22 protein-coding genes are annotated in these 20707 nt (G+C 71.1%); 12 read left to right on the forward strand and 10 right to left on the reverse strand.

The annotated features are described in order from the left end of the window. Nucleotides 1-145: 145 nt before the first annotated feature. From BKD30_RS06570 to BKD30_RS06580, 3 genes are all read right to left on the reverse strand, one after another. On the reverse strand, nt 146-427 hold the full coding sequence (locus tag BKD30_RS06570) for a helix-turn-helix domain-containing protein (protein ID WP_235861538.1): 282 nt from the start codon (nt 425-427) through the stop codon (nt 146-148). A gap of 73 nt (nt 428-500) precedes the next feature. After that, nucleotides 501-1481, reverse strand: a complete 981-nt coding sequence (locus tag BKD30_RS06575; protein ID WP_076703352.1) for an aldo/keto reductase — start codon at nt 1479-1481, stop codon at nt 501-503. A gap of 207 nt (nt 1482-1688) precedes the next feature. After that, nucleotides 1689-2564, reverse strand: coding sequence for an NmrA/HSCARG family protein (locus tag BKD30_RS06580; RefSeq protein ID WP_076703354.1), 876 nt, complete (start codon nt 2562-2564; stop codon nt 1689-1691). 134 nt (nt 2565-2698) lie between these two features. On the opposite strand from BKD30_RS06580, the gene BKD30_RS06585 reads away from it, so the two are divergent. Both BKD30_RS06585 and BKD30_RS06590 read left to right on the forward strand, forming a co-directional pair. Continuing rightward, on the forward strand, nt 2699-2965 hold the full coding sequence (locus tag BKD30_RS06585) for a hypothetical protein (RefSeq protein WP_143588089.1): 267 nt from the start codon (nt 2699-2701) through the stop codon (nt 2963-2965). 156 nt (nt 2966-3121) lie between these two features. Further along, complete coding sequence (locus tag BKD30_RS06590; RefSeq protein WP_143588090.1) at nt 3122-3817, forward strand: 8-oxoguanine DNA glycosylase OGG fold protein; 696 nt, start codon at nt 3122-3124, stop codon at nt 3815-3817. Here BKD30_RS06590 and BKD30_RS06595 read toward each other — a convergent pair. Together BKD30_RS06595 and BKD30_RS06600 are read right to left on the reverse strand one after the other, a co-directional pair. Then, nucleotides 3798-4391: a class I SAM-dependent methyltransferase gene (locus BKD30_RS06595; RefSeq protein ID WP_076703360.1), complete on the reverse strand. Its 594-nt coding sequence runs from the start codon at nt 4389-4391 to the stop codon at nt 3798-3800. The two genes, BKD30_RS06590 and BKD30_RS06595, sit on opposite strands and share 20 nt — an antisense overlap. 32 nt (nt 4392-4423) lie before the next feature. Then, nucleotides 4424-5080, reverse strand: coding sequence for a GNAT family N-acetyltransferase (locus tag BKD30_RS06600; protein ID WP_083956081.1), 657 nt, complete (start codon nt 5078-5080; stop codon nt 4424-4426). A 69-nt stretch (nt 5081-5149) separates the two neighbouring features. On the opposite strand from BKD30_RS06600, the gene BKD30_RS06605 reads away from it, so the two are divergent. From BKD30_RS06605 to BKD30_RS06625, 5 genes are all read left to right on the forward strand, one after another. Continuing rightward, nucleotides 5150-5761 carry a hypothetical protein gene (locus BKD30_RS06605; RefSeq protein ID WP_076703362.1) on the forward strand — a complete coding sequence of 204 codons (612 nt, stop codon included), beginning with the start codon at nt 5150-5152 and terminating at the stop codon, nt 5759-5761. A 112-nt stretch (nt 5762-5873) separates the two neighbouring features. Then, nucleotides 5874-7994 carry a glycoside hydrolase family 3 protein gene (locus BKD30_RS06610; protein WP_076703364.1) on the forward strand — a complete coding sequence of 707 codons (2121 nt, stop codon included), beginning with the start codon at nt 5874-5876 and terminating at the stop codon, nt 7992-7994. Nucleotides 7995-8026: 32 nt separating this feature from the next. Continuing rightward, nucleotides 8027-9058 carry an arsenic resistance protein gene (locus tag BKD30_RS06615; RefSeq protein ID WP_076703366.1) on the forward strand — a complete coding sequence of 344 codons (1032 nt, stop codon included), beginning with the start codon at nt 8027-8029 and terminating at the stop codon, nt 9056-9058. A gap of 55 nt (nt 9059-9113) precedes the next feature. Further along, a complete protein-coding gene (locus tag BKD30_RS06620) occupies nt 9114-9500 on the forward strand; it encodes a DUF488 domain-containing protein (RefSeq protein ID WP_076703368.1) in 387 nt (128 codons plus the stop codon). Next, entirely contained in the window at nt 9497-9709 is a 213-nt protein-coding gene (locus BKD30_RS06625) for a hypothetical protein (protein ID WP_076703369.1), read from the forward strand. Before BKD30_RS06620 ends, BKD30_RS06625 begins: the two co-directional genes overlap by 4 nt. A gap of 29 nt (nt 9710-9738) precedes the next feature. On the opposite strand, the gene BKD30_RS06630 is transcribed toward BKD30_RS06625, so the two are convergent. Continuing rightward, nucleotides 9739-11589 carry a glycoside hydrolase family 15 protein gene (locus BKD30_RS06630; protein ID WP_083956082.1) on the reverse strand — a complete coding sequence of 617 codons (1851 nt, stop codon included), beginning with the start codon at nt 11587-11589 and terminating at the stop codon, nt 9739-9741. Next, nucleotides 11586-11993 (reverse strand): maltose acetyltransferase domain-containing protein, encoded by a 408-nt coding sequence (locus tag BKD30_RS06635; protein ID WP_076703371.1) that lies wholly within the window; start codon nt 11991-11993, stop codon nt 11586-11588. Before BKD30_RS06635 ends, BKD30_RS06630 begins: the two co-directional genes overlap by 4 nt. 120 nt (nt 11994-12113) lie before the next feature. On the opposite strand from BKD30_RS06635, the gene BKD30_RS06640 reads away from it, so the two are divergent. Further along, nucleotides 12114-13109, forward strand: coding sequence for an alpha/beta hydrolase (locus BKD30_RS06640; RefSeq protein ID WP_173893043.1), 996 nt, complete (start codon nt 12114-12116; stop codon nt 13107-13109). 78 nt (nt 13110-13187) lie between these two features. On the opposite strand, the gene BKD30_RS06645 is transcribed toward BKD30_RS06640, so the two are convergent. Beyond that, nucleotides 13188-15191 carry an amylo-alpha-1,6-glucosidase gene (locus BKD30_RS06645; RefSeq protein ID WP_076703373.1) on the reverse strand — a complete coding sequence of 668 codons (2004 nt, stop codon included), beginning with the start codon at nt 15189-15191 and terminating at the stop codon, nt 13188-13190. 173 nt (nt 15192-15364) lie between these two features. On the opposite strand from BKD30_RS06645, the gene BKD30_RS06650 reads away from it, so the two are divergent. Genes BKD30_RS06650 through BKD30_RS06665 form a run of 4 tightly spaced genes read left to right on the forward strand, consistent with a single transcriptional unit; the run spans nt 15365 to nt 19760 of the window. Beyond that, the gene (locus tag BKD30_RS06650) at nt 15365-16417 is read left to right on the forward strand and encodes a LacI family DNA-binding transcriptional regulator (protein ID WP_076703375.1); all 1053 of its coding nucleotides are present in this window, start codon (nt 15365-15367) and stop codon (nt 16415-16417) included. A 50-nt stretch (nt 16418-16467) separates the two neighbouring features. Next, entirely contained in the window at nt 16468-17745 is a 1278-nt protein-coding gene (locus BKD30_RS06655) for a sugar ABC transporter substrate-binding protein (RefSeq protein WP_076703377.1), read from the forward strand. Between the two features lie 6 nt (nt 17746-17751). After that, nucleotides 17752-18864, forward strand: a complete 1113-nt coding sequence (locus tag BKD30_RS06660) for a carbohydrate ABC transporter permease (protein WP_076703379.1) — start codon at nt 17752-17754, stop codon at nt 18862-18864. An 8-nt stretch (nt 18865-18872) separates the two neighbouring features. Further along, nucleotides 18873-19760, forward strand: coding sequence for a carbohydrate ABC transporter permease (locus tag BKD30_RS06665; protein ID WP_076703381.1), 888 nt, complete (start codon nt 18873-18875; stop codon nt 19758-19760). A 44-nt stretch (nt 19761-19804) separates the two neighbouring features. Here BKD30_RS06665 and BKD30_RS06670 read toward each other — a convergent pair whose 3' ends face one another. Continuing rightward, on the reverse strand, nt 19805-20119 hold the full coding sequence (locus tag BKD30_RS06670) for a type II toxin-antitoxin system PemK/MazF family toxin (protein ID WP_076703383.1): 315 nt from the start codon (nt 20117-20119) through the stop codon (nt 19805-19807). Nucleotides 20120-20122: 3 nt separating this feature from the next. Next, nucleotides 20123-20356, reverse strand: coding sequence for a YlcI/YnfO family protein (locus BKD30_RS06675; RefSeq protein WP_076703385.1), 234 nt, complete (start codon nt 20354-20356; stop codon nt 20123-20125). Nucleotides 20357-20707 lie beyond the last annotated feature (351 nt).

The following is a 20707-nucleotide window of genomic DNA, read 5'->3' on the forward strand; positions in this document are numbered from 1 at the left end:
CCCCCGAGGCCGTGCGGACTCTGCGAACCCAGGCCACCAGCCGATCCTACCGACCCCCGCTTAGTGCCTTAACAACACACTAACCCCGACCATCACCCCACGTCAGCCCCCTCTAGCTTGTCGAGACCACAGCAAGTGACCCAACTCAGGTCTGATCGGCGCGGGCCCGGCCGAGGTCGGTCTCATAGGGGTCGGTGGCGGTGACGATCGCGTCCAGGACGCCAAGGCCGCGGGCGACGGAGAGGACGGCGGCGAAGTTGACGCCGGGGTCGCCGTGCTCGATCCGTCGCAGGGTGTCGCGCGAGATGCCCCCTCGGTCGGCGACCTGCTCGGCGGTCAGTCCGAGCAGCTTCCGCCAGGTGGTGAGCTGCTGGCCGATGTCGGCGGCGGCGCGCAGGACGGGCCGCGATGTCGGCCGGATCCCCACGCCGCCACCTCCTTCTCAATGACGCTGTTCACCTCCATTATGCGCGCTCATGGCGAGGTTTACCAGCGCTGACTCAGAAGAAGGTGGGTTCCCGCAGCTCGTAGTGCTCCTCGAGTGCGGCGACCTCGTCGTCGGTCAGGTCGACGTCGAGCGCGGCGACGGCGTCCTCGAGGTGGTGCTGCTTGGTCGCCCCGACGATCGGGGCGGTGACGACGGGGTTGCGCAGCACCCAGGCGAGAGCCACCTGGGCCATGGAGACCCCACGGTCCTGGGCGATCCGCTCGACGGCCCCGACCACCTGCTCGTCGCCGTCGCGCCACAGGGGCCGGCCCTGCCCGTCGGTCTGCCGGTCCTCGTCGGAGCGCTTGGTGCCCTGTTGACCCCAGGGCCGGGCGACCTTGCCCTGCGCGAGCGGGGACCACGGGATGCAGCCGACGCCCTGATCGGCGAGCAGGCCGAACATCTCCCGTTCCTCCTCGCGCATCAGCAGGTTGTACTGGTCCTGCATCGACACGAACGGTGTCCACCCGCCGTCGAACGCGGCGCTCTGCAGCTTCGCGAACTGCCACGCCCACATCGAGGACGCCCCGAGGTAGCGCACCTTGCCGGCCTTGACGACGTCGTGCAGGGCCTCCATCGTCTCCTCGACCGGGGTGTCCGGGTCGAACCGGTGGATCTGGTAGAGGTCGACGTAGTCGGTGTTCAGCCGCTGCAGGGATGCGTCGATCTGCTCCATCACGGCCTTGCGGGACAGGCCCTGGCCGCCGGGACCGTCGTGCATGGGGGAGAAGAGCTTCGTCGCGAGCACCACCTGCTCGCGGGAGGTGTACTTCTCAATGGCGCGGCCGACGATCTCCTCCGACGACCCGTGCCCGTAGACGTTCGCGGTGTCCCAGAAGGTGATGCCCGCCTCGACGGCCTGCCGGAAGATCGGCTCGGCGTCGTCGTCGCCCAGCGACCACTCCAGCTGCGAGCCCGGCGTGCCGAAGCTCATGCACCCCAGCACGATCCGGCTGACCTTCAGGCCCGACGATCCCAGTCGCGTGTACTCCATGACGGTGTCCTCTCGTGGTGCTGTTCCTCGTTGTGCCGTTCCGTTCCGTCGACGACGCTACGCGCGGCGGGCGGCGAAAGGGAGGCCCTGCGGGTACACCGTTGGTCGCTCCTACAGCCAGGTCGTCATTAGATGCTCACGGAAGGCCGAATTTTGGCCTGATGGAACATCTAATGACGAGCTGGCGTGGGAATGGGGGCCTGGGGGTCAGCGGCCCGGCGTCCAGCCGGTCTGCGCCAGCCATGCCGGCAGGTCGAGCAGGTCCGGCACCAGGGCGCGCACCTGATCGATGTCCGCCTGGTAGGCGGGTGTCTCGGCGAACCAGCGGAACATCGCCGTCAGGTCCTCGGTGGGGAGCGCTTGCAGCGGCAGCGCTTCGAAGCGGGCGGGCAGGCCGGCGTGTTCGCCGATGGCCTTCGCGATATCGCTTCCGGTGCGGGAGTCGCTGGCGATCTCGATACTGCCGCCCTCGACGTCGGTCCCGCCGAGCAGGATGGCGGCGGCAACCCGGCCGATGTCGCGCACGGCGACCATCTGCAGCGGGACACCGTCCGGCAGCGCCATCCGCACGACGACGTCTCCGTCCTCGACGCTGACGCCGAAGCCGGTGAGGTTCTCCATGAAGTACACGGGCCGGACGACGGTCGCGTGCAGGCCGAGGGACGCGATGTGCTCCTCGACGCGGCGCTTGCTCTCGAAATGAGGGATGCCGGTGTGCCGCTCGGCGCCGCCGACGGAGCTGAAGACGAGGTGCGGCACGTGGGCGCGGGCCGCGGCGTCGGCGATCGCGGTGCCGGACGCCACCTCGCCCTCGATGCCGTCGGGCCCGGCCATGGTCGTCATGGCGAACGCGGCGGCGACGCCGTCGAACAGGGCGTCCAGCGAGGCGAGATCAGTGACGTCGCCCCGGCTCAGCTCGACGCCCCGGTCGGCCAGGGCCCTCGCCTTGTCGGCCTGCGGGTCGCGGACCAGGGCGCGGACGGAGGCGCCGCGGTCGAGCAGGGCATCGATCACGGACCCTCCCTGCTGACCGGTGGCGCCGACGACGGCGATCGGAGCATTGTTCTCTGGGGTTGAGGTCATGGCCTTCTCCTCCTCGCGGGCGGACTCGTGATGCACGAGACAACGCCGGAAGGCAGCGGGGCATGCCCGGTCTCTCGAGGGCCCGATGCGGTGTTCTAGCCTGACCGTGGCGGGTCGACGACGGAGAGGACGCGATGGCTGACTGGGAATTCCCTATCGGTGACAGGACGCACATGGTGCTCCCCGGCTCGGACGACGACGCCGCACGACTCGCGTCGAAGGCGCACGAGCTGCGCGAGATCGTCGCCGCGGTGAACCGGTGCGGCGAGGAGCTTGCTGCGCTGATCCGCGAGGTCGATGCCAAGGGAGAGGGCACCCCCGGGTGGATAGCGCAGGAGACCGGCCTGCAGCGCACGCAGGTGCAGGCCGCACTCGATGGTCGGTCGATGTTCACGAGCTGATGCCAGCAAGCGGAGTTTGGCGGCATATCGAGCCGATTCCTGCCCGGATGCAGCCAAACTCCACGAGCTGGCGTGGGTCGTCGGGGAATCGGGGTTGACGTGCGGCTATCGTGTCTGTGGGGCGCTCAGGGGAGCGCTCACCTTGGAGGGGGACTCATGACTGCTCTGCCCAGTGACCTGCGTGTGCGTTTCGATGAGTGGAACGCCCAGGGGCGGCCGCAACAGGAGGCTTTCGCCTGGCGGCGATCGAAGTGGCGGGAGGCTCTCGCCAACCGTGGACTGCCCGAGCGTCCGGTGCTGGAAGCGCTCCCCGACGAGGTCGACCGCAAGTCCGTCGTCGAGCACTTCCAGGTCATCGAAACTCCCGACGCGGCGCTCGATGCTTTCATGGCGTCGTACGTGTGGGGATACGCCCACGCGAACAACGGACCGTTCCGTGCGGCCCGGGCGGTTGCCTCGAACACGGAAAACGGCAGGGACTTCGGCTCGGAGCTGCTGCAACTGGCGCGCATTGCGCAGACTGACGGGGGCCTGGCTGCTTACAACTGGGCGGGCGCAGCGCGCAAACAGGACCCCTCGTTCTTCCGTTACTGGGGGCCTGCCTTCGGCACCAAATTCATCAGCTTCGCCACTATTGCCGCGTCGGGTCAGGGCAGCGTCGCCATCACCCCGATCATGGACGCCGTCGTCGCTCGATGGTTCACCGCAAACGCGCAGGACGTCCAGCGGCTCAACCTGTACTGGACGGCAACCGCCAGCTATCAGCGGTACGTCGATGCGATGGCCGAGTGGTCAGGCGTCCTCGAGATCACGCCGGATGAGGTCGAGCAGCTCATCTTCCGCCGTCGCTGACCGCACCCTCGTACACCACGAACGGCCATGCCATGCCCGGCACCCGGCCGGTGACGTCGTAGCGGTCCAGTGACGTCGTCACGAAGCCGGCGCGTTTCGCCGCCGCCACCGGGTCGCGGGCGAGGTGACAATTCCGGTCCAGCGAGGCCGTCAGCGGCGTGGCGAACCGCTGTAGCGCCCGCAGTCCACTTCCGGCCGGCGCCGCCACGTGCTCGAAAAACACCAGTCGGCCGTCCGGTCGGAGCACCCGTCGCGCCTCGGCCAGGGCGAGGTCGAGATCGTCGACGCTGCACAGCGCCAATACGGCGAGCACGACGTCGACGCTGTCGTCGGCAACCGGCAGCGCCTCGGCCCGCGCGTCGAGCGGCGCCCGGAAGCCGCGGTCCGCCGCCACGGAAGCCAACCGGCGTCGTGCTCGCCGCGACGGTTCCACGCCGACCCAGTCCACCGACGCGGGCACGTCGGTCAGGTCTCGACCCTCCCCGGCGCCGATCTCCAGCACCGTGCCGCTCAGTCCGGCGAGCAGATCACGGCGCAACCGCCCGAGCTCCTCGACGGTGATCCGCGTCGTCATGCTGTCCAGTGGGCGGCACCGACGTGGCCCTGTCAAGGCGCCTCGTCCCGCCAGCTCGCGGAGTCCGGCGGCATTCGGCGTCGGATCGGCGTCATGCAGCCAGAGTCGCGACCTGGCGTCGGAGGTCGGAGGTCGAAGGGAAGACCCGGAATCGGGAGGGGCGGAGGGGCGGTAGGGCGGCAGATCCCGAAGGGCGCCGCGTAGCGGACCGTGCCCGCGGGCAGGGAGCGCCGCGGGTCCAGCGAGAGCGCCATCAGGGCGTCGTCGGGCACGTCGATGCTCAGCCCGATGCCGTGCGCCGACGCGCGCTCGAAGCCGAAGCGCGGGTAGTAGCCGGGGTGGCCGAGGACGACGACGAAGGCCTCGCCCGCCGCCCGCGCAGCCTGCAGCACCGCCCGGATCGCGGCCGAACCGGCGCCGGAACCCTGCTGGGCGGGCAGCACCGCGCACGGTGCCAGGCACAGGGCCGGTGTGTCGTCGATGTGGCACCGGGTCAGTAGGGCATGCCCGACCACCGTGCCACCGGTCGTCGTCGCCACCACGGACAGGCCGTCGATCCACGCCGGGTCGCGGCGCAACCCGGCCACGAGATCCGCCTCGTCGGCGGTCGGGAAGGCGGCGCGGACGACGGCGTCGACGGCCGGGATGTCCGCGGCCGTCTCGGCGCGAGTGGTCCAGTGCGTCGTCATGGGCACGACTCTGCCACGGCGGATCGGCGGGGACTGACGACGGTGGGTCCGACGGGTTAGGGTCGGAGCGTGTCCGACGACCTCCCCCGTGACGAGACCATCACCGCCTCCGATATCCTCCGGCGCCTCAGCGACCGGCCGCTCGGCTCGGTTGCGATTGCCTCGGGCCGCACGCTGCTGCCCTTCAGCCGGTCCCTGCTGACGGCCGCGCAGAACCTGCTGGAGAAGGCGGTCCGCAATCACGACGACCCGGAGAAGAGCCTGCCCTTCATCGACCGCGCGGTGGCGCTGCCGTACGACGAGCACGAGGAGGCCTACCCGGCCGCGATGGCCGCCGGCCAGTGGCTGTTCATGGCCGTGACCGACGCGGTGGAGGAGGCGTTGCCGGGCGACGAGAGCTGGCTCGATGCCGCGATCGCGGTCCTCCGGGAAACCGGCGACCCCGGGCGTACTGAACTGCGCCACGTGCTCGACGTGGTGGACCAGGACTACGTGGTGCCCGACCCCGAACGGCGTCGACTGCGGCGAGCGCTCGCAGAGTTCCCGCCCGAGCCAGGCTGGGTCGAGCTGGCCGACCGGCCGCGAGAGGAGCTGCGCGACCGCGTGCTGGCCGTCCTCGAGGTCGCCGCCGCCTACGACGAGGCTTACGCGGAGGCCGCAGCTGGTGCGCTGAACTCCTAGTCCTTCCGGGACAGCGAACCACCGGCAACCACCGGCAACCGCAGGCGGCGCCGGGCGGCCGGTCACTACTGTCGGAACCGACCGCCGATGACGCCGCCCCGGAAGGACCGCCATGACCCCGCCTCCCACCACCCAGCCCACCCTGGGGGCGCGGTCCGCGCCGACCCTCACCGTCGACGGCCTGCAGTTCAAGGACCTGAACGGCAACGGCGTCCTGGACCCCTACGAGGACTGGCGGCTGCCGGTCGCGGAGCGGGTGCGCGACCTCGTCGGGCGGATGTCGACGGCGGAGAAGGCCGGCCTGATGCTGATCACCTCCCACTACATGGGGGCCTCGGCGATCATCAAGGACCCTGGCCAGGGACTGCTCAACACGCACGAGAAGTGGTCCGACACCAACTTCTGGGCCGCCGAGGGCTCCACGATGAAGCACTTCGACCCGCCGGTCCTGGACTACACCGGGTCCGAGAAGGCGATCGGTGAGCTGGGGCTGCGGTACCTGATCATCCGGGACAACCCGACGTCGCACGACCTCGCCGTCTGGACCAACGCCCTGCAGGAACTGGCCGAGTCCTCGACCCACGGCATCCCCGTCGTCATGGTCTCCAACCCGCGCAACCACGTCTCGGACACGGCGATCTTCGGGGTCGCCGAGGCCGCAGACCAGATGTCGCAGTGGCCCGGTGAGCTGGGGCTGGCCGCCACCGGCGACGCCGGGCTGGTCGAAGAGTTCGGCCGGCTCGCCGCCCGGCAGTGGCGTGCCGCCGGCATCACCAAGGGCTACATGTACATGGCGGACATCGTCACCGAGCCGCGCTGGTCCCGCGCGTCGGGCACGTTCGGGGAGAACCCGGAGCGCGCCGCGGCCATGATCGGCGCCGTCACCCGCGGCTTCCAGGGCGAGACGCTCGGTGCTCACTCGGTGTCCCTGACCACCAAGCACTTCCCCGGCGGCGGCCCCCGCGATAAGGGCCACGACCCGCATTTCGAGCACGGCCGCTACCAGCCGTACCCCACCGCGGGCAGCCTGTACCGCTACCACCTGCCGGTCTTCCGGGCGGCGATCGAGGCGGGGACGACGTCGATCATGCCGTACTACGCGACCACCACCAACGCCATGTCGGCCCCGCAGCTGCCCGGCGGCCGCCCGTTCGACGAGGTCGGTTTCGCGTACGACAAGTACCTGCTGGACGACGTCCTGCGCGGCGAGCTCGGCTTCACCGGCTACATCAACTCCGACACGGGCATCTCCACCGGCATGCCGTGGGGGATGGAGTCGGCGACGCGGCCGCAGCGGTTCGCTCGCGCCATCGACGCCGGGGTCAACGCCTTCGCCGGCGACGGGAACCCGCAGCCGCTGATCGACGCCGTCGAGCAGGGCGTGGTCGGCGTCGACCAGCTCGACCGCTCCGTCGCCTACCTGCTGAGGGAGATGTTCGACCTCGGCCTGTTCGAGAACCCGTACGTCGACCCCGACGCCGCGCAGGCCATCGCCGAGGACCGGGAGATCCAGGTCCTCGCGGACGCGGCGCACCGGCGCTCGCTGGTGCTGCTGCGCAACGACGCCGGGCTGCTGCCGCTGGCGGGCGGGTCGGGTGGGTCGGCCTCGCCGGGCTCGTCGGCCTCGTCGGTTTCGGCTGGCACGTCGCCGGCGCCCTCGTCCGGCTCGGCCCGACCGGGTGACGTCCGGTTGTACGTCGAGGTGTTCACCGGGTCGGACGCGGCGGGGGAGACGGCGCGGATCGCCGGGGAGGTCGCCGCGGCGCTGTCCGCGTCGTCCGGGATCACCGTGGTGGACGCGCTCGACGACGCCACGCACGCCCTGCTGTGGGTGCGGCCGGGTATGTCGCTGCTGAACGACAAGCCGGACACCGACCTGTCCATCGCGCTGGACGAGTCCACGGGCGTCGACGCCGACCGGATCGTCGAGATCGAGGGGCGCGTGCCCACGGTGCTGGCGGTCAATTTCACCAACCCGTGGCTGCTGGACCGGGTCGGGCCGGGCGCCGCGGCCGTGATCGGGACGTTCGGGGTGCTCACGGACGCCCTGGTCGACCTGATCCGCGGCGCGGTGACGCCGAGTGGGACGCTGCCGTACACGATCCCCGCCGACGTCGACGCGGTGACCGCGAAGGCCTCGGACATCCCCGGGACCGAGGAGCCGTCGGGCTACGCCTACCGGGACGCCACCGGGTCGGCCTATGTCTTCGGCTACGGCCTCGACCGCTTCTGACGGCTGTCGGGCGGCTGCGGCACCATGGTGGGGTGAGAGCGGCGAGCGGGACGAGGAAGGGGACGGCGAGCGGCGCGCCCTGGCTGGAGCGGCACCAGGTCGCGCTGTACGTGGCGTCGATCGCGGTCGGCGCCGTCGTCGGGCTGGCCGTGCCGGTGCTGGCCGCCCCCGCCGGGGCCGCCATCACCCCGGTCCTCGCCCTGCTGCTCTACGCGACGTTCCTCGCCGTGCCGATCACCCGGGTCCGGCGCGCGCTGACGGCGGGACGGTTCCTCGGCGCCGTGGTGACGGTCAACTTCGTGGTCGTACCCGTCGTCGTGCTCGCGCTCGCGGGCGTGCTCGGCGGTGTCCTCGACGGCGTCCCCGGGGACGCGGGCGGGGACCGGCCGGCGCTGCTGCTCGGCGTGCTCATCGTCCTGTTGGCCCCGTGTATCGACTACGTCATCGTCTTCACGAAGCTGGCCGGCGGGGCGAGCGAGCGTCTCGTCGCGACCACGCCGCTGTTGATGCTGCTCCAGCTCGTGGTGGTGCCGCTCGTGCTCGCGCTCGCGGTCGGGCCGGACGTGCTCGGACTGCTCGACCTCGGCCCGTTCCTCGGGGCGTTCCTTTTCTTCATCGTGCTGCCGCTCGCCGCCGCCGGGCTCACCCAGGGCGCCCACGCTCGCGGCCTCAGTCCCGCCGCGACGCTGATGGACGGGGCCGCCGCGGCCATGGTGCCGCTGATGATGGCGACCCTCGCCGTCGTCGTCGCCTCCCAGATCCACCGGGTCGGCCAGGACCTGACGGTGGTGCTGCTGGCGGTTCCCGTGTTCGTGCTGTTCGCCGCGGTGATGACCGGGCTCGGCCTGCTCGCCGGCCGGGTCGCGCGGCTGGACGTCACCGACCGCCGCGCCGTCGTGTTCAGCGGCGTCACCCGGAACTCGCTGGTCGTGCTGCCGGTGACCTTCGCCCTGCCGGAGCAGTTCGGCATCGTACCGATCGTCGTCGTGACCCAGACCCTCGTCGAACTCGTGATCACGGTGATCCTCGTCCGGCTGGTACCGGCGCTGATCCCGGCCCGCTGATCCCGGCCCGCTGATCCCGGTTCCGCCGACCGGGCCCGCGTGACATGGTGGGAGTATGGCGAAGCGCGACCGATACCGGGTGGCTCGGGTGTACGACGACGCCACCGACGACGACGGCCACCGCATCCTCGTGGACCGGCTGTGGCCGCGCGGGCTGCGGAAGGACGGCGCCGACATCGAGGAGTGGCTCAAGGACGTCGCCCCCTCCGCCGACCTGCGCAAGTGGTACGGGCACGATCCCGGCCGGTTCGACGAGTTCGCCGAGCGGTATCGCGAAGAACTCGACGGCGACGCACCGCAGCAAGCGCTGCAGACCCTGCACGGTCTGGCCGGGACCGTGACCCTGCTGACCGCCACCAAGGACCTCGAGTTGAGTCACGGCACCGTCCTGGCGGGCATCCTGGGCGAGACCGGCGGACGTCGGTCGGGGGAGACCCGGTGACGACGTCGCCCGCCGGATCTCCGGTGGCGACCCCCGACCTGGACCGCCTGCTCCGCTGGACGGACGCCGGCGGCACGTGGGAGGTCGTGCATCGCGCTGAGAATCACGTGACCGTCGCCCTCTGCCGCTGCGACGGCGGCGAGGAAGCCGACCGGTTCCGCTCGGCGGAGCCCGCGTTGCTCGCGTTCCTGGCCGAGCACGGCGCCTGACGCTTTCGGCCCCGCTGGGCGACGCCGAGTCAGTCCGCCGCGCCGTCCGCGGAGCGCCCGTCGTCGTCGGCCAGGGTGATCGCGGCGTTGACCAGGGCCAGGTGGCTGAGCGCCTGGGGGAGGTTGCCCCAGAAGTCGCCGGTGGCCGGGTCGATCATCTCGGCCATGATCCCGACGTCGTTGGTCGCCCGGGCCACCAGCTCCTCCATCAGGGCGCGCGCCTCTTCCCGCTCGCCGGTCACGTGCAGCGCGGAGACCAGCCAGAACGAGCAGGCCACGAACGCGTGCTCCTCCTCCCGCATGCCGGAGTGCCGGTACAGCCACGGCCCGTCGGACAGCTCGGCGCGCAGGGCGCGGATGGTCGAGCGCATCCGGTCGCCACGGTCGAAACCGCTGATGGCGTGCAGCAGGATCGAGGCGTCCAGCTCGGCCGACCCGGGGTACCAGGTGTAGGTCTGCCGCTCCTCGTCCCAGCCGGAGGTCTCCACCCAGGCGCGGATCTTCTCCGCCTCGGCCTCCCAACGGGCGGCGTCGCCAGGGATCTGCCCGATCTTCGCCAGCCGTACCGCGCCGGTCAGGGCCTCCCACGCGCCGAGCTTGGAGGTCACGTAGTGCCGGTTCTCCGGCAGCTCCCACATGCCGGCGTCGGGCTCGCGCCACCGGTCGCAGGTCAGGTCCGCGATCGCGGCGAGCACCCGGCCGGTCTCGGTGTCGAGCGCGTGCCCGTGGTCCACGTACAGCCGGACGATGGTGAACAGGTCGCCGAAGATGCCCAGTTGCAGCTGGTCGGCGGCGGCGTTGCCCTGTACCACGGGCCCGATGCCGCGCCAGCCCGGGGCGTCGGTGGTCCGCAGAGTCGGCCCCGGTACCGACCCGTCGAGGGTGTAGAAGATCCGCGGCTGGGGCCCGTGCTCCCGGACGCGGCGCAGCATCCAGCTCATCGCCGCGTGGGTCTCCTCCCGCAGCCCGAACCGGAACAGCGCCTTGAGCGAGTATGCCGTGTCCCGCACCCACGCGAACCGGTAGTCCCAGTTCTTCGCCACGACGGTCGACTCGGGCAGCGACGTGGTGGCCGCCGCCGTCATCCCGCCGGTCGGCGCGTAGAGCAGCAACTTCAGCAGCAGCGCGCTGCGGTGGACGTGTTCCTGCCACGGCCCGTTCCAGCGGAACTGCTCGCTCCAGGCCCGCCACGCGTCGATGGTGCGGTCGATCCCGGCGTCGAGCTGGACCGGTTCCTGCAGGAACAGCGGCTCGTGCTCGGTCGCGACGAGGCCGACGATGTGCCGTGAGCCCGTCGTCGCGGTGAACGTGATCCGCAGGCTGACGTCCTCCATGACGACGTCGGTGCCTTCGCCGGCGCGTACGCCCAGGGTGAGCCCGTCCAGGCGCATCACCAGCCCGTGCACCGTGTCGTCCAGCCAGGGGGAGGCGGTGCGCAGCGCGGTGCCGGGCATGACGACGGCGCGCATCGGCACGGTGCCGGTCAGTCCCTCGACCCGCCGGGCGAGCTCCACCCACGGCAACCGTCCGGCCACCCCCTGGTTCAGGGAGTCGGTGACGCGAACGCTGCCGGTCGCCGTCGTGAACGTCGTGGCGAGCACGTTGGTGGCGCCGACGTACTCACGGGAGACGGTGAAGTCGTCGACCGGACGGAGGCTGTAGTAGCCGCCGAGGTCGGCGTCGAGCAGCGCGGAGAAGGCGGGCACCCCGTGCAGGCCCGGCAGCGGCAGCCAGTCGATCCGCCCGTCGAGGGCCACCAGGGCCACCGACCGGCCGTCGCCGATCGCCGCGTAGGACCGCAGGTCGGCGTACCCGTCGGCGTCGCGCCGGGTGTCGCGCCCGGTGTCGCGCTCGGCGTCCGGCCCGTCGGGCGCGTTCACAGGCTCTTGACCACGCGGGCGGGGTTGCCGACGGCGACGGCATCGGCCGGGATGTCGCGGGTGACGACGACGCCGGCGCCGATCACGCTGTTCTGCCCGATGGTGACGCCGGGGCAGACGATCACGCCGCCGTCGAGCCAGACGTTGTCCTTCAGGGTGATCGGCCTGGCCGCTTCGTAGATCGGCGGCTTGACGTGGGCGTCCTCGCCGAGGTGGCCGAGCAGCTGGGCGATGATCGACTGTGCGGCGTCCGGGTCGTCCCAGTAGGCGGCCGCGTACTGGGCGGCCAGCTTCATGCCGCGTCGCGCCTCGGCGGCGGACTCTGGGTCGTCGGAGATGTACAGCTCGCCGGCGAGCATGCGCTCCCGGTTGGTGCGGGGATCGCCCACGAAGTAGTCGACCATGCGTCCAAGCGTACGGACCGGTTCCTCCGTTGAAGGGCGTTCGCTGAAGGGCGTTCGCTGCGGTGCCTCGGATACCGTGCCTTCATTACGTGCGAACCCCTCGACCCGGAGGTCCGACCCATGTCGATCCTGTCCCGCCCGCCGGTCGCGTCCGCCGTCGCGCGGCTCATGCAGGTCGGCACGGTCGCTGCCGGCCGGCGCCTGAACCGCCGCATGCACGCCCGGCTGCCGGAGTTCACGGCCCGGACCGAGGACCTGCTGATCCCGACGTCGGTCGGTGACGCGCGGACGACGGTGTACCGGGCCACCGGGACCGACGGCACCGGCGCGGCCCCGGCCGACGCCGCCCCGGCCCGCGCCGACGGAACCGCCAGCACCGGTCTCCCGCCGGTGCACGTCAACCTGCACGGCGGCGGCTTCGTGATGGCGACCACCGAGCTGGACGATCCGCTCTGCCGGGCGCTCGCGGTCCAGACCGGGGCGGTCGTGCTCAACGTCGACTACGTCGTCGCGCCGCAGCACCGGTTCCCCGTGGCGATCCACCAGATGCACGAGGTGCTCCGCTGGGTCGCGGAGAACGGGCCGGCGCACGGCTGGGACGGCAGCCGGCTCACCGTCGGCGGGCAGAGCGCGGGCGGCAGCCTGGCCGCGGGGGCGGCGCGTCTGGCGTTCGAGCAGGGCAGCGGGGGAACGTCACGGCCAACGATCGCGCTGCAGGTGCTGCACTACCCGGCCGTGGACCTGTCGATCGACCCGCAGCTCAAACGCTCGCCGTTGGCCAAGCCGTTGCTGCGGCCGTGGATGCGGGAGGTGTTCGACCACTCCTACATCCCCGACCGTTCGGTCAGCGCGGACCGGCTCGCCTCTCCGGCGGGCGCGGCCGACACCGTCGACCTGACCGGCATCGCCCCGGCCGTCGTCATCGCCGCCGAGTACGACGTCCTGCGCGCGGAGGCGAAGCGCTACGCGGACCGGCTGGAGGCGGTCGGGGCGCTGGCGGAGTACCGGGAGATCGCGGGCGCGGACCACGGCTACGACGGGTTCGACGACGACGCCGCGCGGTCGAGCTACGCGTTCATCGCCGAGCAGCTGCGCCGGGCGGTCGGGACGGTGTAGGCGCTCGGCTCTTCCGAACGTGCCGTCAACCGAGCAGCGGCAGGTCCAGGTCATCGGAGGGAACGCGACCAGAGCACTTCACCGGTTCGCGAGGGCGCGCGCCACCACCACCCAGGACGCCGCGGCCCAGGCCTGCGGGTGGCAGGACGCGGGGTAGGGCTGCGGCGGCCAGACCACGTCGGCCGATTCACCGGAGAACAACTCGGGCAGCTGGAAGTCGAAACCCTCCGCGGCGTGCAGCAGGCCCTCGGCGAGCCGCCGGGCGGCATCGTGGTAGCCCTGACGGAGCATGCCGTCGAGGATCATCGCGGTGTCGTGCGTCCACACCGAGCCGACGTGGTACCGCAGCGGCCAGTAGGCGCCGTTGGTCGTCGACATGGTGCGGATCCCGTAGCCGGAGAACATCGCCGGGCTCATCAGCCGATCGACCACGAGGTCCTCCTGGGCGCGGTCGAGCAGCCCCGTGCCGAGCAGGTGGCCCATGTTGGAGGCGACGCCGTCGACGGGGCGCTTCGCGCCGTCGAGGGCGAGGGCCGGATAGGCGCCGTCGTCGTCGGCCACCCAGAAAGCGTCGGCGAACCGCGTCCGGAGCTCGTCGGCCCACTGCCGCCACCGGTCCGGGTCCGCCAGCTCCGGGTCGAGCGCCAGGTCGGCGACGGTCCGCCGCGCGAGGTCACCATGTCGTTCGAGCAGGTGGGCCGCTTCGCACGCGGCCTGATGGGCGTATCCCTGGACCTCGCACAGCGCGATGGCGCCGGTAGCGATGGTGCCGTCGGCGAACCGGATCGAGTCCGCGGAGTCCTTCCAGCCCTGGTTGGCCAGCCCGTGCCCGGAGACGTCGAAGTACTCGAGGAAGCCGTCGTGGTCGGCGTCGGACTCGTCCCGCAGCCAGTGCAGGGCCCGTAGCAGCGCCGGCATCAGGTCGCGGGTCGTCGCGGACTCGCCGGCTGTGTCGAGGTCCGCGAGCAGCATGATCCACAGGCAGGTGGCGTCGATGGTCCCGTAGTAGACCGGTGGCAGCACGGAGCGGTCGTCGGCGAGATCGGCGGCCGTGCGGCGGACCTCGTGCGGGATCTTGCCCGGTTGCTCGCCCGTGTCCGGGTCCGTCGTCGTCCCCTGCAGATGGGCCAGTGCCCGGACGGTGCCGAGCGCGAGCCCGGGATCGACGGAGAGCATCAGCCGCGCCGCGATCAGGGAGTCCCGGCCGAACAGGGTGAAGAACCACGGGGCGCCGGCCGCGAGGAACGGGAGGTCCGGCGCCGCGGCCAGGCTCATCCTCAGCCCGGCCAGGTCCGCGCTCGCGCGGCGGACCAGCCGGCCCAGGGGAGTGGACGGGTCGACGGTCGCGGGATCGTGCGCGGGGGCCGGTGCCGGTCCGATCACCGCCTCCTCGTCGCACAGCTCGAGACGCCAGCCGAGGCTCTGCTGCCCGTTCGCGGGCACGACGACGTCCCACGTCAGCTGGATGCCGTGGGTGGCACCGTCCCGCACGACCGCGTGCCGGGCCTCTGGCGCGACGACCCGCGCCGTTGTGGCAGGACCGCGCCACCGCCACGTGCTGCCCTCGATCGACGGCGAGGTCGCCGTGGTCGCGTGGCCGGCCTTGATCAGATCGAGGGGTGAGGAGTCCGACCACAGGACGCAGCTGACCCGCAGGGCGACCTCGTGCTCCAGCGCCGAGCGAACGAGGAGGGTCTCACCGGCGCCGGTGCCGTCGGTGGAGCGGGTGCGGTGGACGGTCACCACGGGGTCCGGGGTGGGGCCGGGCACGCGCAGGACGAAGTCGAAGGAGGCGGTCCCGCCTCCGGGCGTCACCGCGCCGAGGAACTCCAGCCGCGGGGAACGCTGCCCGTCGGCCTGCCCGTCGACCTGCACGTCGACCTGCATCGCGTGGATCACCCGGTCGTCACCGCAGTAGATCCCGTCGACGCCGCGCGGCACGGCGCCCGAGCCTACGGAGCCGGAGCCAGAGCCGGACCCGGCCGCGACCGACCCGACGGATCCGTCGCGACCGGACCAGACCTGGATCGGCGCGGAGAGAACGACGACGGCGTCGTGCAGCGCGGGTTGGTCGACACTCATGAAGGGCCCCCTCGGGCAGTGGTCGGCTGGACCGGGTCGTGACGACGGCCGGCTCTTGACAGCGGGATGAGCTGGATCACATGATGGTGCCCAATCAGTTTGATCGTTCAAAGTCTTCTTGTGCAAGTCGATTGGATCGATCAAATGCCGAGAGCGTCGCGGAGGGAGGACCGATGGGGCAGAAGCCAACCCTGCAGAGCCTGGCGTCGTCCCTCGGCGTCTCGCGCCAGACCATCTCTAACGTGCTGAACAACCCGCAGATCGTCCAGGCGAGCACGCGGGACCGGGTGCTCGCCGAGATCCGGGCCAGCGGCTACCGCCCGTCCGCCGCCGCCCGGTCCCTGCGCTCCCGCCGTTCGCAGGTCATCGGACTGCGCATCCGTCCCGCCGTCGACGGCATCAACGGATCGGTGATGGACGCGTTCCTGCACGCCCTCGTCGAGTGCGCCCAGCGGCGGGACCACCGTCTGCTGCTGATCACCGCCTCCGGCGACGAGCCGGAGACCACCGAACAGGGCGCCCTGCACACGGCCGGGGCGATCGACGGCTGCGTGCTCACGGACACGCACCTGGATGACACGCGACCGGCCGCGCTCGCCGCGGCGGGCGTCCCCTTCGTCGCCTTCGGCCGCCCCTGGCAGGACCGGCCCGCCGCCCACAGCTGGATCGACATCGACGGCGCGGCCGGCACGCGCACGGCCACCGAGCACCTGCTCGGGTTGGGCCACCGCCGGATCGCCTTCCTCGGCTGGCCGGCGGGGTCCGGCGTCGGCGACGACCGGCGCGCCGGGTGGCGGCAGGCGATGGCGCAGTCCGGTGTCACCGCGGAGGACCTCGCCGCCGGCGCGCTCGACCAGCGCACCGCCGACGGCGTGGTCGAGGGCACCCAGGCCATGGACTGGGCCCGCCGGGCCGGCGCGACCGCGGCGGTCTGCGCGAGCGACTCCCTCGCGGTCGGCGCATCCACTCTGCTGCGCCGTACCACCGACGCCGAGACCGCCCGCACGGCCGTGGTCGGCTTCGACGACACCCCGGTGGCCGCCGCCCTGGGTCTTTCCAGCGTGCGCCAGCCGGTCGCCGCCGCCGCGAGCCGCGTGGTCGACCTGCTCATCGACCGGCTGACGACACCGGAGACCGACGCCCGGCCGGTCCCGGTGCAGGACTTGCTGGAGCCCGAACTCATCCCCCGCCAGTTCGACCGCCGGCTCGACCCGACCTCCCCCTGACCCGTCCCCGACCACCACCCCCGACCACCACTCCCGAAAACGAGGATCTGATGAATCACCCCACCCGCCGCCGCTCCGGTCGTCTCGCCCTGACCGCGTCCGCCGCCATTCTCACGTTGACCGCGCTCAGCGCCTGTGGATCCGGGTTCGCCGGATCGTCCGACAGCAGCGGTGCCGCTGCGACCAGCCAGGCGCCCAACAGCACCCCCATCTCCGTCCTGATCGGTTCCTCGGGCCAGGCGGAGACCACCTCCGTCAAGAACGCCGTGGCCGCCTGGTCGAAGCAGTCCGGGGTTAAGGCCGACGTCGTCGTCGCCTCCGACCTGGTCCAGCAGGCCAGCCAGGGCTTCGCGTCCGGTAAACCGGCCGACGTCCTGTACGTCTCCGGTGACCAGATCGGCGCCTGGGCATCCAACGGGTCCCTGGAGGCCTACGGCGACAACCTGCCGAACAAGGAGGACTTCTACCCGAAGCTGAGGGAGGCATTCACCTACAACGGCAAGCTGTACTGCGCTCCCAAGGACTTCTCGACCCTCGGTCTCGTGATCAACAAGGACCTGTGGTCGAAGGCCGGATTGACCGACGCCGACATTCCCACGACGTGGGATCAGCTCGAGGCCACGGCTCGGAAGCTGACCACCGACAAGGTCAAGGGCCTGGCCATGAGCCCGGAGATCGCCCGCGTCGGAGTGTTCATGGCGCAGGCCGGCGGCGGCCTGGAATCCGCCGACCGGAAGACCGCCACCGCGGACAGCGAGCAGAACGTGACGGCGCTGACGTACGTGAAGAAGCTCCTGAACGAAGGCGTCGCCGCCTACTCGTCCCAGCTCGGATCCGGATGGGGCGGTGAAGCGTTCGGCAAGGGTCAGGCCGCGATGGTGATCGAGGGCAACTGGATCGCCGGGGCCATGAAGAACGACTACCCGAACGTGAAGTACACGGTGGCCGAGTTGCCGGTCGGCCCGGCGGGCAAGGGCACGCTCCAGTTCACCAACTGCTGGGGGCTCTCCACGGACGGCAAGAACAAGGGGGCGGCGCAGCAGCTCGTGCAGTACCTGACGAGCACCGAGCAGCAGATGGCGTTCGCCAAGGGGTTCGGTGTGATGCCGTCGGTCCAGTCGGCAGCCGACCAGTACAGTTCCTTGTTCCCCCAGGACAAGGCGTTCCTCGCCGGCGCCGCCTACGCCCAGAACCTGCCCCTGCAGCCGGGCGCGGCCGCCGTCATCAAGGACCTGAACGCCAAGCTCGAGGGGCTGAAGACCGCCGATCCGAAGGCGATCCTGACGGCCACCCAGGCCAATCTCCAGCCCGTCGTCGCGGGGAAGTAGCGCACGATGGCGACGAGCGTCGAGACCCGGCCCGCGTCGGTGCCTGACGAGGGTCGACGCCCCGGACGGCGGCGTGGTCCACGGCGGGAGGGGACGGCCGGCTGGCTCTTCGTGACACCGACCGTCCTCGTCCTCGGCGTCTTCCTGCTGGTGCCCGTCGTGATGGCCGCGTGGGTCAGTGTGTCGAACTGGTCGGGCCGCGGCAGCCCGTTTGCAGGGACGGTGCAGTTCGTCGGCGCCGCGAACTACGCGGACGTCCTCGGTGGCCGGGGACTGGCCGGCCGGGACTTCGGGACGGCCGTGCGCAACAACCTGTACTACGTCCTGCTGGTGGTCCCGTTGCAGACCGCCATTGCGCTCGTGCTCGCCGTGCTGGTCAGCCGGCGAGCCCTGCGGGGCCGCGGCTTCTTCCGCACGGCCTTCTACTTCCCCTCGGTCACCAGCTCGGTGGCCATCACGGTGCTGTGGCTGTTCCTGTTCAGCGCCTCCGGGGCGGTCAACCGGGTGCTCTCGTTCCTCTCCATCAACGGGCCCAACTGGTTCCAGGACCCGCGGGGAGTGCTGCACCTGCTGTTCGGCGTGGTCGGGGTGGACCGCGCGCCGGCCGCCCTGAGCAGTCCCAGCCTGTTCGGGATCAGCGGTTGGGAATGGCTCGCCGGCCCGTCGGTCGCGATGAGCGCCTTCATCTTGATGGCGGTGTTCACGACGTCGGGCACGTTCATGCTGCTGTTCATCGCGGCCCTGCAGAACCTGGGCGACGAGGTCGACGAGGCGGCGATGGTGGACGGCGCCAACGCGTGGCAGCGGTTCTGGTTCGTCACGGTGCCGCAACTGCGACCCACGCTGTTCACGGTGCTCACCCTCGGCCTGATCGGCACCTGGCAGGTGTTCGACCAGATCTACACGGGCACGCAGGGCGGCCCGGCGAAGACGACGTTGACCCCCGCGTACCTCTCCTACGAGGCGGCGTTCAACAACCAGCAGTGGGGCCGCGGTGCGGCGATCGCCTTCGTCCTGTTCGCCATCATCGTCGTGCTCACGGTTCTCCAGCGTGCGGTGATGGCCGAGCGGGACGGGCTTCCGGCCCGGCGCCGTATTCGACGGGAGGCCAGGCCATGAGCCAGACCATGAGTGAGAACGTGAGCCGGGCGATCACCCGGACCGGCAACGGTGCCGGTGGCGGCCGGCAGCGCCGCGGGCGGGCCGGATGGGTGCTCTACGTCGCACTGATCGTGCTCGCGGTGATCTACATCTTCCCGTTCCTCGTGCAGGTGGCCTCGTCGTTCAAGACCGAGGAGGACGCCACCGCGAACGCGCTGTCCCTGGTCCCGCAGGTCTGGACGACGGCAGCGTACCAGCAGTTGTTCGCCAACTCCGATTTCCCGGTGTGGTTGCAGAACTCGTTCCTCGTCACCGTACTGGTCACCTGTGGCCGGGTGTTCTTCGACTCCCTGGCCGGCTACGCGCTGGCGCGGCTGCAGTTCCGGGGGCGCGGGGTGATCTTCGCCCTGCTCATCGCCGTGATGGCGGTGCCCGGGGTGGTGCTCCTGATCCCCAAGTTCCTGGTCGTGAACCAGCTGGGCATCTACGACTCGTACGCGGGCATGGTGCTGCCCCTACTCGTGGACGCCGCTGGCGTGTTCATCATGAAGAACTTCTTCGAGGCCATCCCGCGGTCGGTGGAGGAGCAGGCCCGGATCGACGGGGCCGGGGTGTTCCGCACGTTCTGGTCGGTGGTGCTGCCGATGGCGCGGCCGGCGCTGATGACGATCGTCATCCTGAGCTTCCAGGGCTCCTGGAACGAGTTGAACCACTTCATCATCTCGACCCAGGACCCCGCACTGACCACCCTGACCAAGGGCGTCGCCCAACTGGCGTCCGGTCAGTTGAGCCAGGGCAACCAGTTCCCGCTCAAGCTGGCGGCGGCGGCCCTGATGACGGTCCCGGTGGCCATCGTGTTCGTGGTGTTCCAGCGGCGGATCATGAACGCGAGTGCCGGCGCCGTGAAGGAGTGAGAGCGTCGGTACCGCATGGCCCGAGATCGCGAGTGCGGGCGCCTTCAACCGAGCAGGGGCAGGTCCAGGTCGAACGCCAGCACCACGGCTCGGGCCAGCGCGCGCTCCTGATTCGAGCTCAGGGAACCGAGGCCGCGTCCCAGCCGGTCGGCGGGGACGGTGACGATGTTGTCGATCGAGATGACGCCGTCGTGATCGAGGCCGTTGGCGCGGCCCACCGGGACTTCGCTGGACAGGCCTCTGATCGTGGAGGTGATGGGCGCGACGGTCACCGTGGTCATCGCCGCACGCGCAGCCTCTCGCGTGAGGACGACGACGGGGCGTGTCGTGTCCAGGTGCGCCAGGCAGATCTCCCGCACGGTTCAGTCATCGAGTTCGACGGTGCCGGTGGACCAGGCGACGAGGGAGTCGAGGTCGTCCGCCGTCCCGCTCTCGCTGAGAATCCGGGCGTCCTGCTCGGCGAGGCGACGCCGCATCTCGCGTTCGACCGCGGAGGTGACGAGGGCGGCGCGGCTCGGCGCTTCTCCCGCCGCGACGGTGCGATCGAGGAAAGCCACCACGTCATCGGGCAGCCGCACGGCGATCTGTGTGCTCACGAGCCGATCATACCGCTGTGCATCCCGAACCGGGATGCATACGCTCCGGAACCGGGCCCGCCGACGGACGTGAACGCGCCTCGGCGCCGCCGAAAGTGCGGATCCCGCACCCATTCGGCCGTCAGGAGTGCGTCATCCGTCCACTCGGCGCAAGGGGACGGCGACCGGCGCCGGAGCCGCCACCATCCGCCACCGGAACCGCGCCTCGGCACCGCCGAAAGTACGGATCACGCACCGATTCGGCCGTCAGGAGTGCGTTATCCGTCCACTCGGCGTCAGGGGAGGGCGCAAGGGGAGGCCGTCAGGAGTGCGTTATCCGTCCACTCGGCGCAAGGGGAGGGCGCAAGGGGA

This window comes from Tersicoccus phoenicis, from assembly GCF_001968835.1.
Taxonomy (GTDB): domain Bacteria; phylum Actinomycetota; class Actinomycetes; order Actinomycetales; family Micrococcaceae; genus Tersicoccus; species Tersicoccus phoenicis.

Excerpts from the sequence above, each read along its gene's own strand:
- BKD30_RS06590 (WP_143588090.1), top strand. The coding sequence starts at position 3,122 with ATGACTGCTCTGCCCAGTGACCTGCGTGTGCGTTTCGATGAGTGGAAC.
- BKD30_RS06650 (WP_076703375.1), top strand. The coding sequence starts at position 15,365 with ATGGGGCAGAAGCCAACCCTGCAGAGCCTGGCGTCGTCCCTCGGCGTC.
- BKD30_RS06620 (WP_076703368.1), top strand. The coding sequence starts at position 9,114 with ATGGCGAAGCGCGACCGATACCGGGTGGCTCGGGTGTACGACGACGCC.
- BKD30_RS06655 (WP_076703377.1), top strand. The coding sequence starts at position 16,468 with ATGAATCACCCCACCCGCCGCCGCTCCGGTCGTCTCGCCCTGACCGCG.
- BKD30_RS06635 (WP_076703371.1), bottom strand. The coding sequence starts at position 11,993 with ATGGTCGACTACTTCGTGGGCGATCCCCGCACCAACCGGGAGCGCATG.
- BKD30_RS06595 (WP_076703360.1), bottom strand. The coding sequence starts at position 4,391 with ATGACGACGCGGATCACCGTCGAGGAGCTCGGGCGGTTGCGCCGTGAT.
- BKD30_RS06645 (WP_076703373.1), bottom strand. The coding sequence starts at position 15,191 with ATGAGTGTCGACCAACCCGCGCTGCACGACGCCGTCGTCGTTCTCTCC.
- BKD30_RS06610 (WP_076703364.1), top strand. The coding sequence starts at position 5,874 with ATGACCCCGCCTCCCACCACCCAGCCCACCCTGGGGGCGCGGTCCGCG.
- BKD30_RS06665 (WP_076703381.1), top strand. The coding sequence starts at position 18,873 with ATGAGTGAGAACGTGAGCCGGGCGATCACCCGGACCGGCAACGGTGCC.
- BKD30_RS06585 (WP_143588089.1), top strand. The coding sequence starts at position 2,699 with ATGGCTGACTGGGAATTCCCTATCGGTGACAGGACGCACATGGTGCTC.
- BKD30_RS06640 (WP_173893043.1), top strand. The coding sequence starts at position 12,114 with ATGTCGATCCTGTCCCGCCCGCCGGTCGCGTCCGCCGTCGCGCGGCTC.
- BKD30_RS06575 (WP_076703352.1), bottom strand. The coding sequence starts at position 1,481 with ATGGAGTACACGCGACTGGGATCGTCGGGCCTGAAGGTCAGCCGGATC.
- BKD30_RS06580 (WP_076703354.1), bottom strand. The coding sequence starts at position 2,564 with ATGACCTCAACCCCAGAGAACAATGCTCCGATCGCCGTCGTCGGCGCC.
- BKD30_RS06660 (WP_076703379.1), top strand. The coding sequence starts at position 17,752 with ATGGCGACGAGCGTCGAGACCCGGCCCGCGTCGGTGCCTGACGAGGGT.
- BKD30_RS06600 (WP_083956081.1), bottom strand. The coding sequence starts at position 5,080 with ATGACGACGCACTGGACCACTCGCGCCGAGACGGCCGCGGACATCCCG.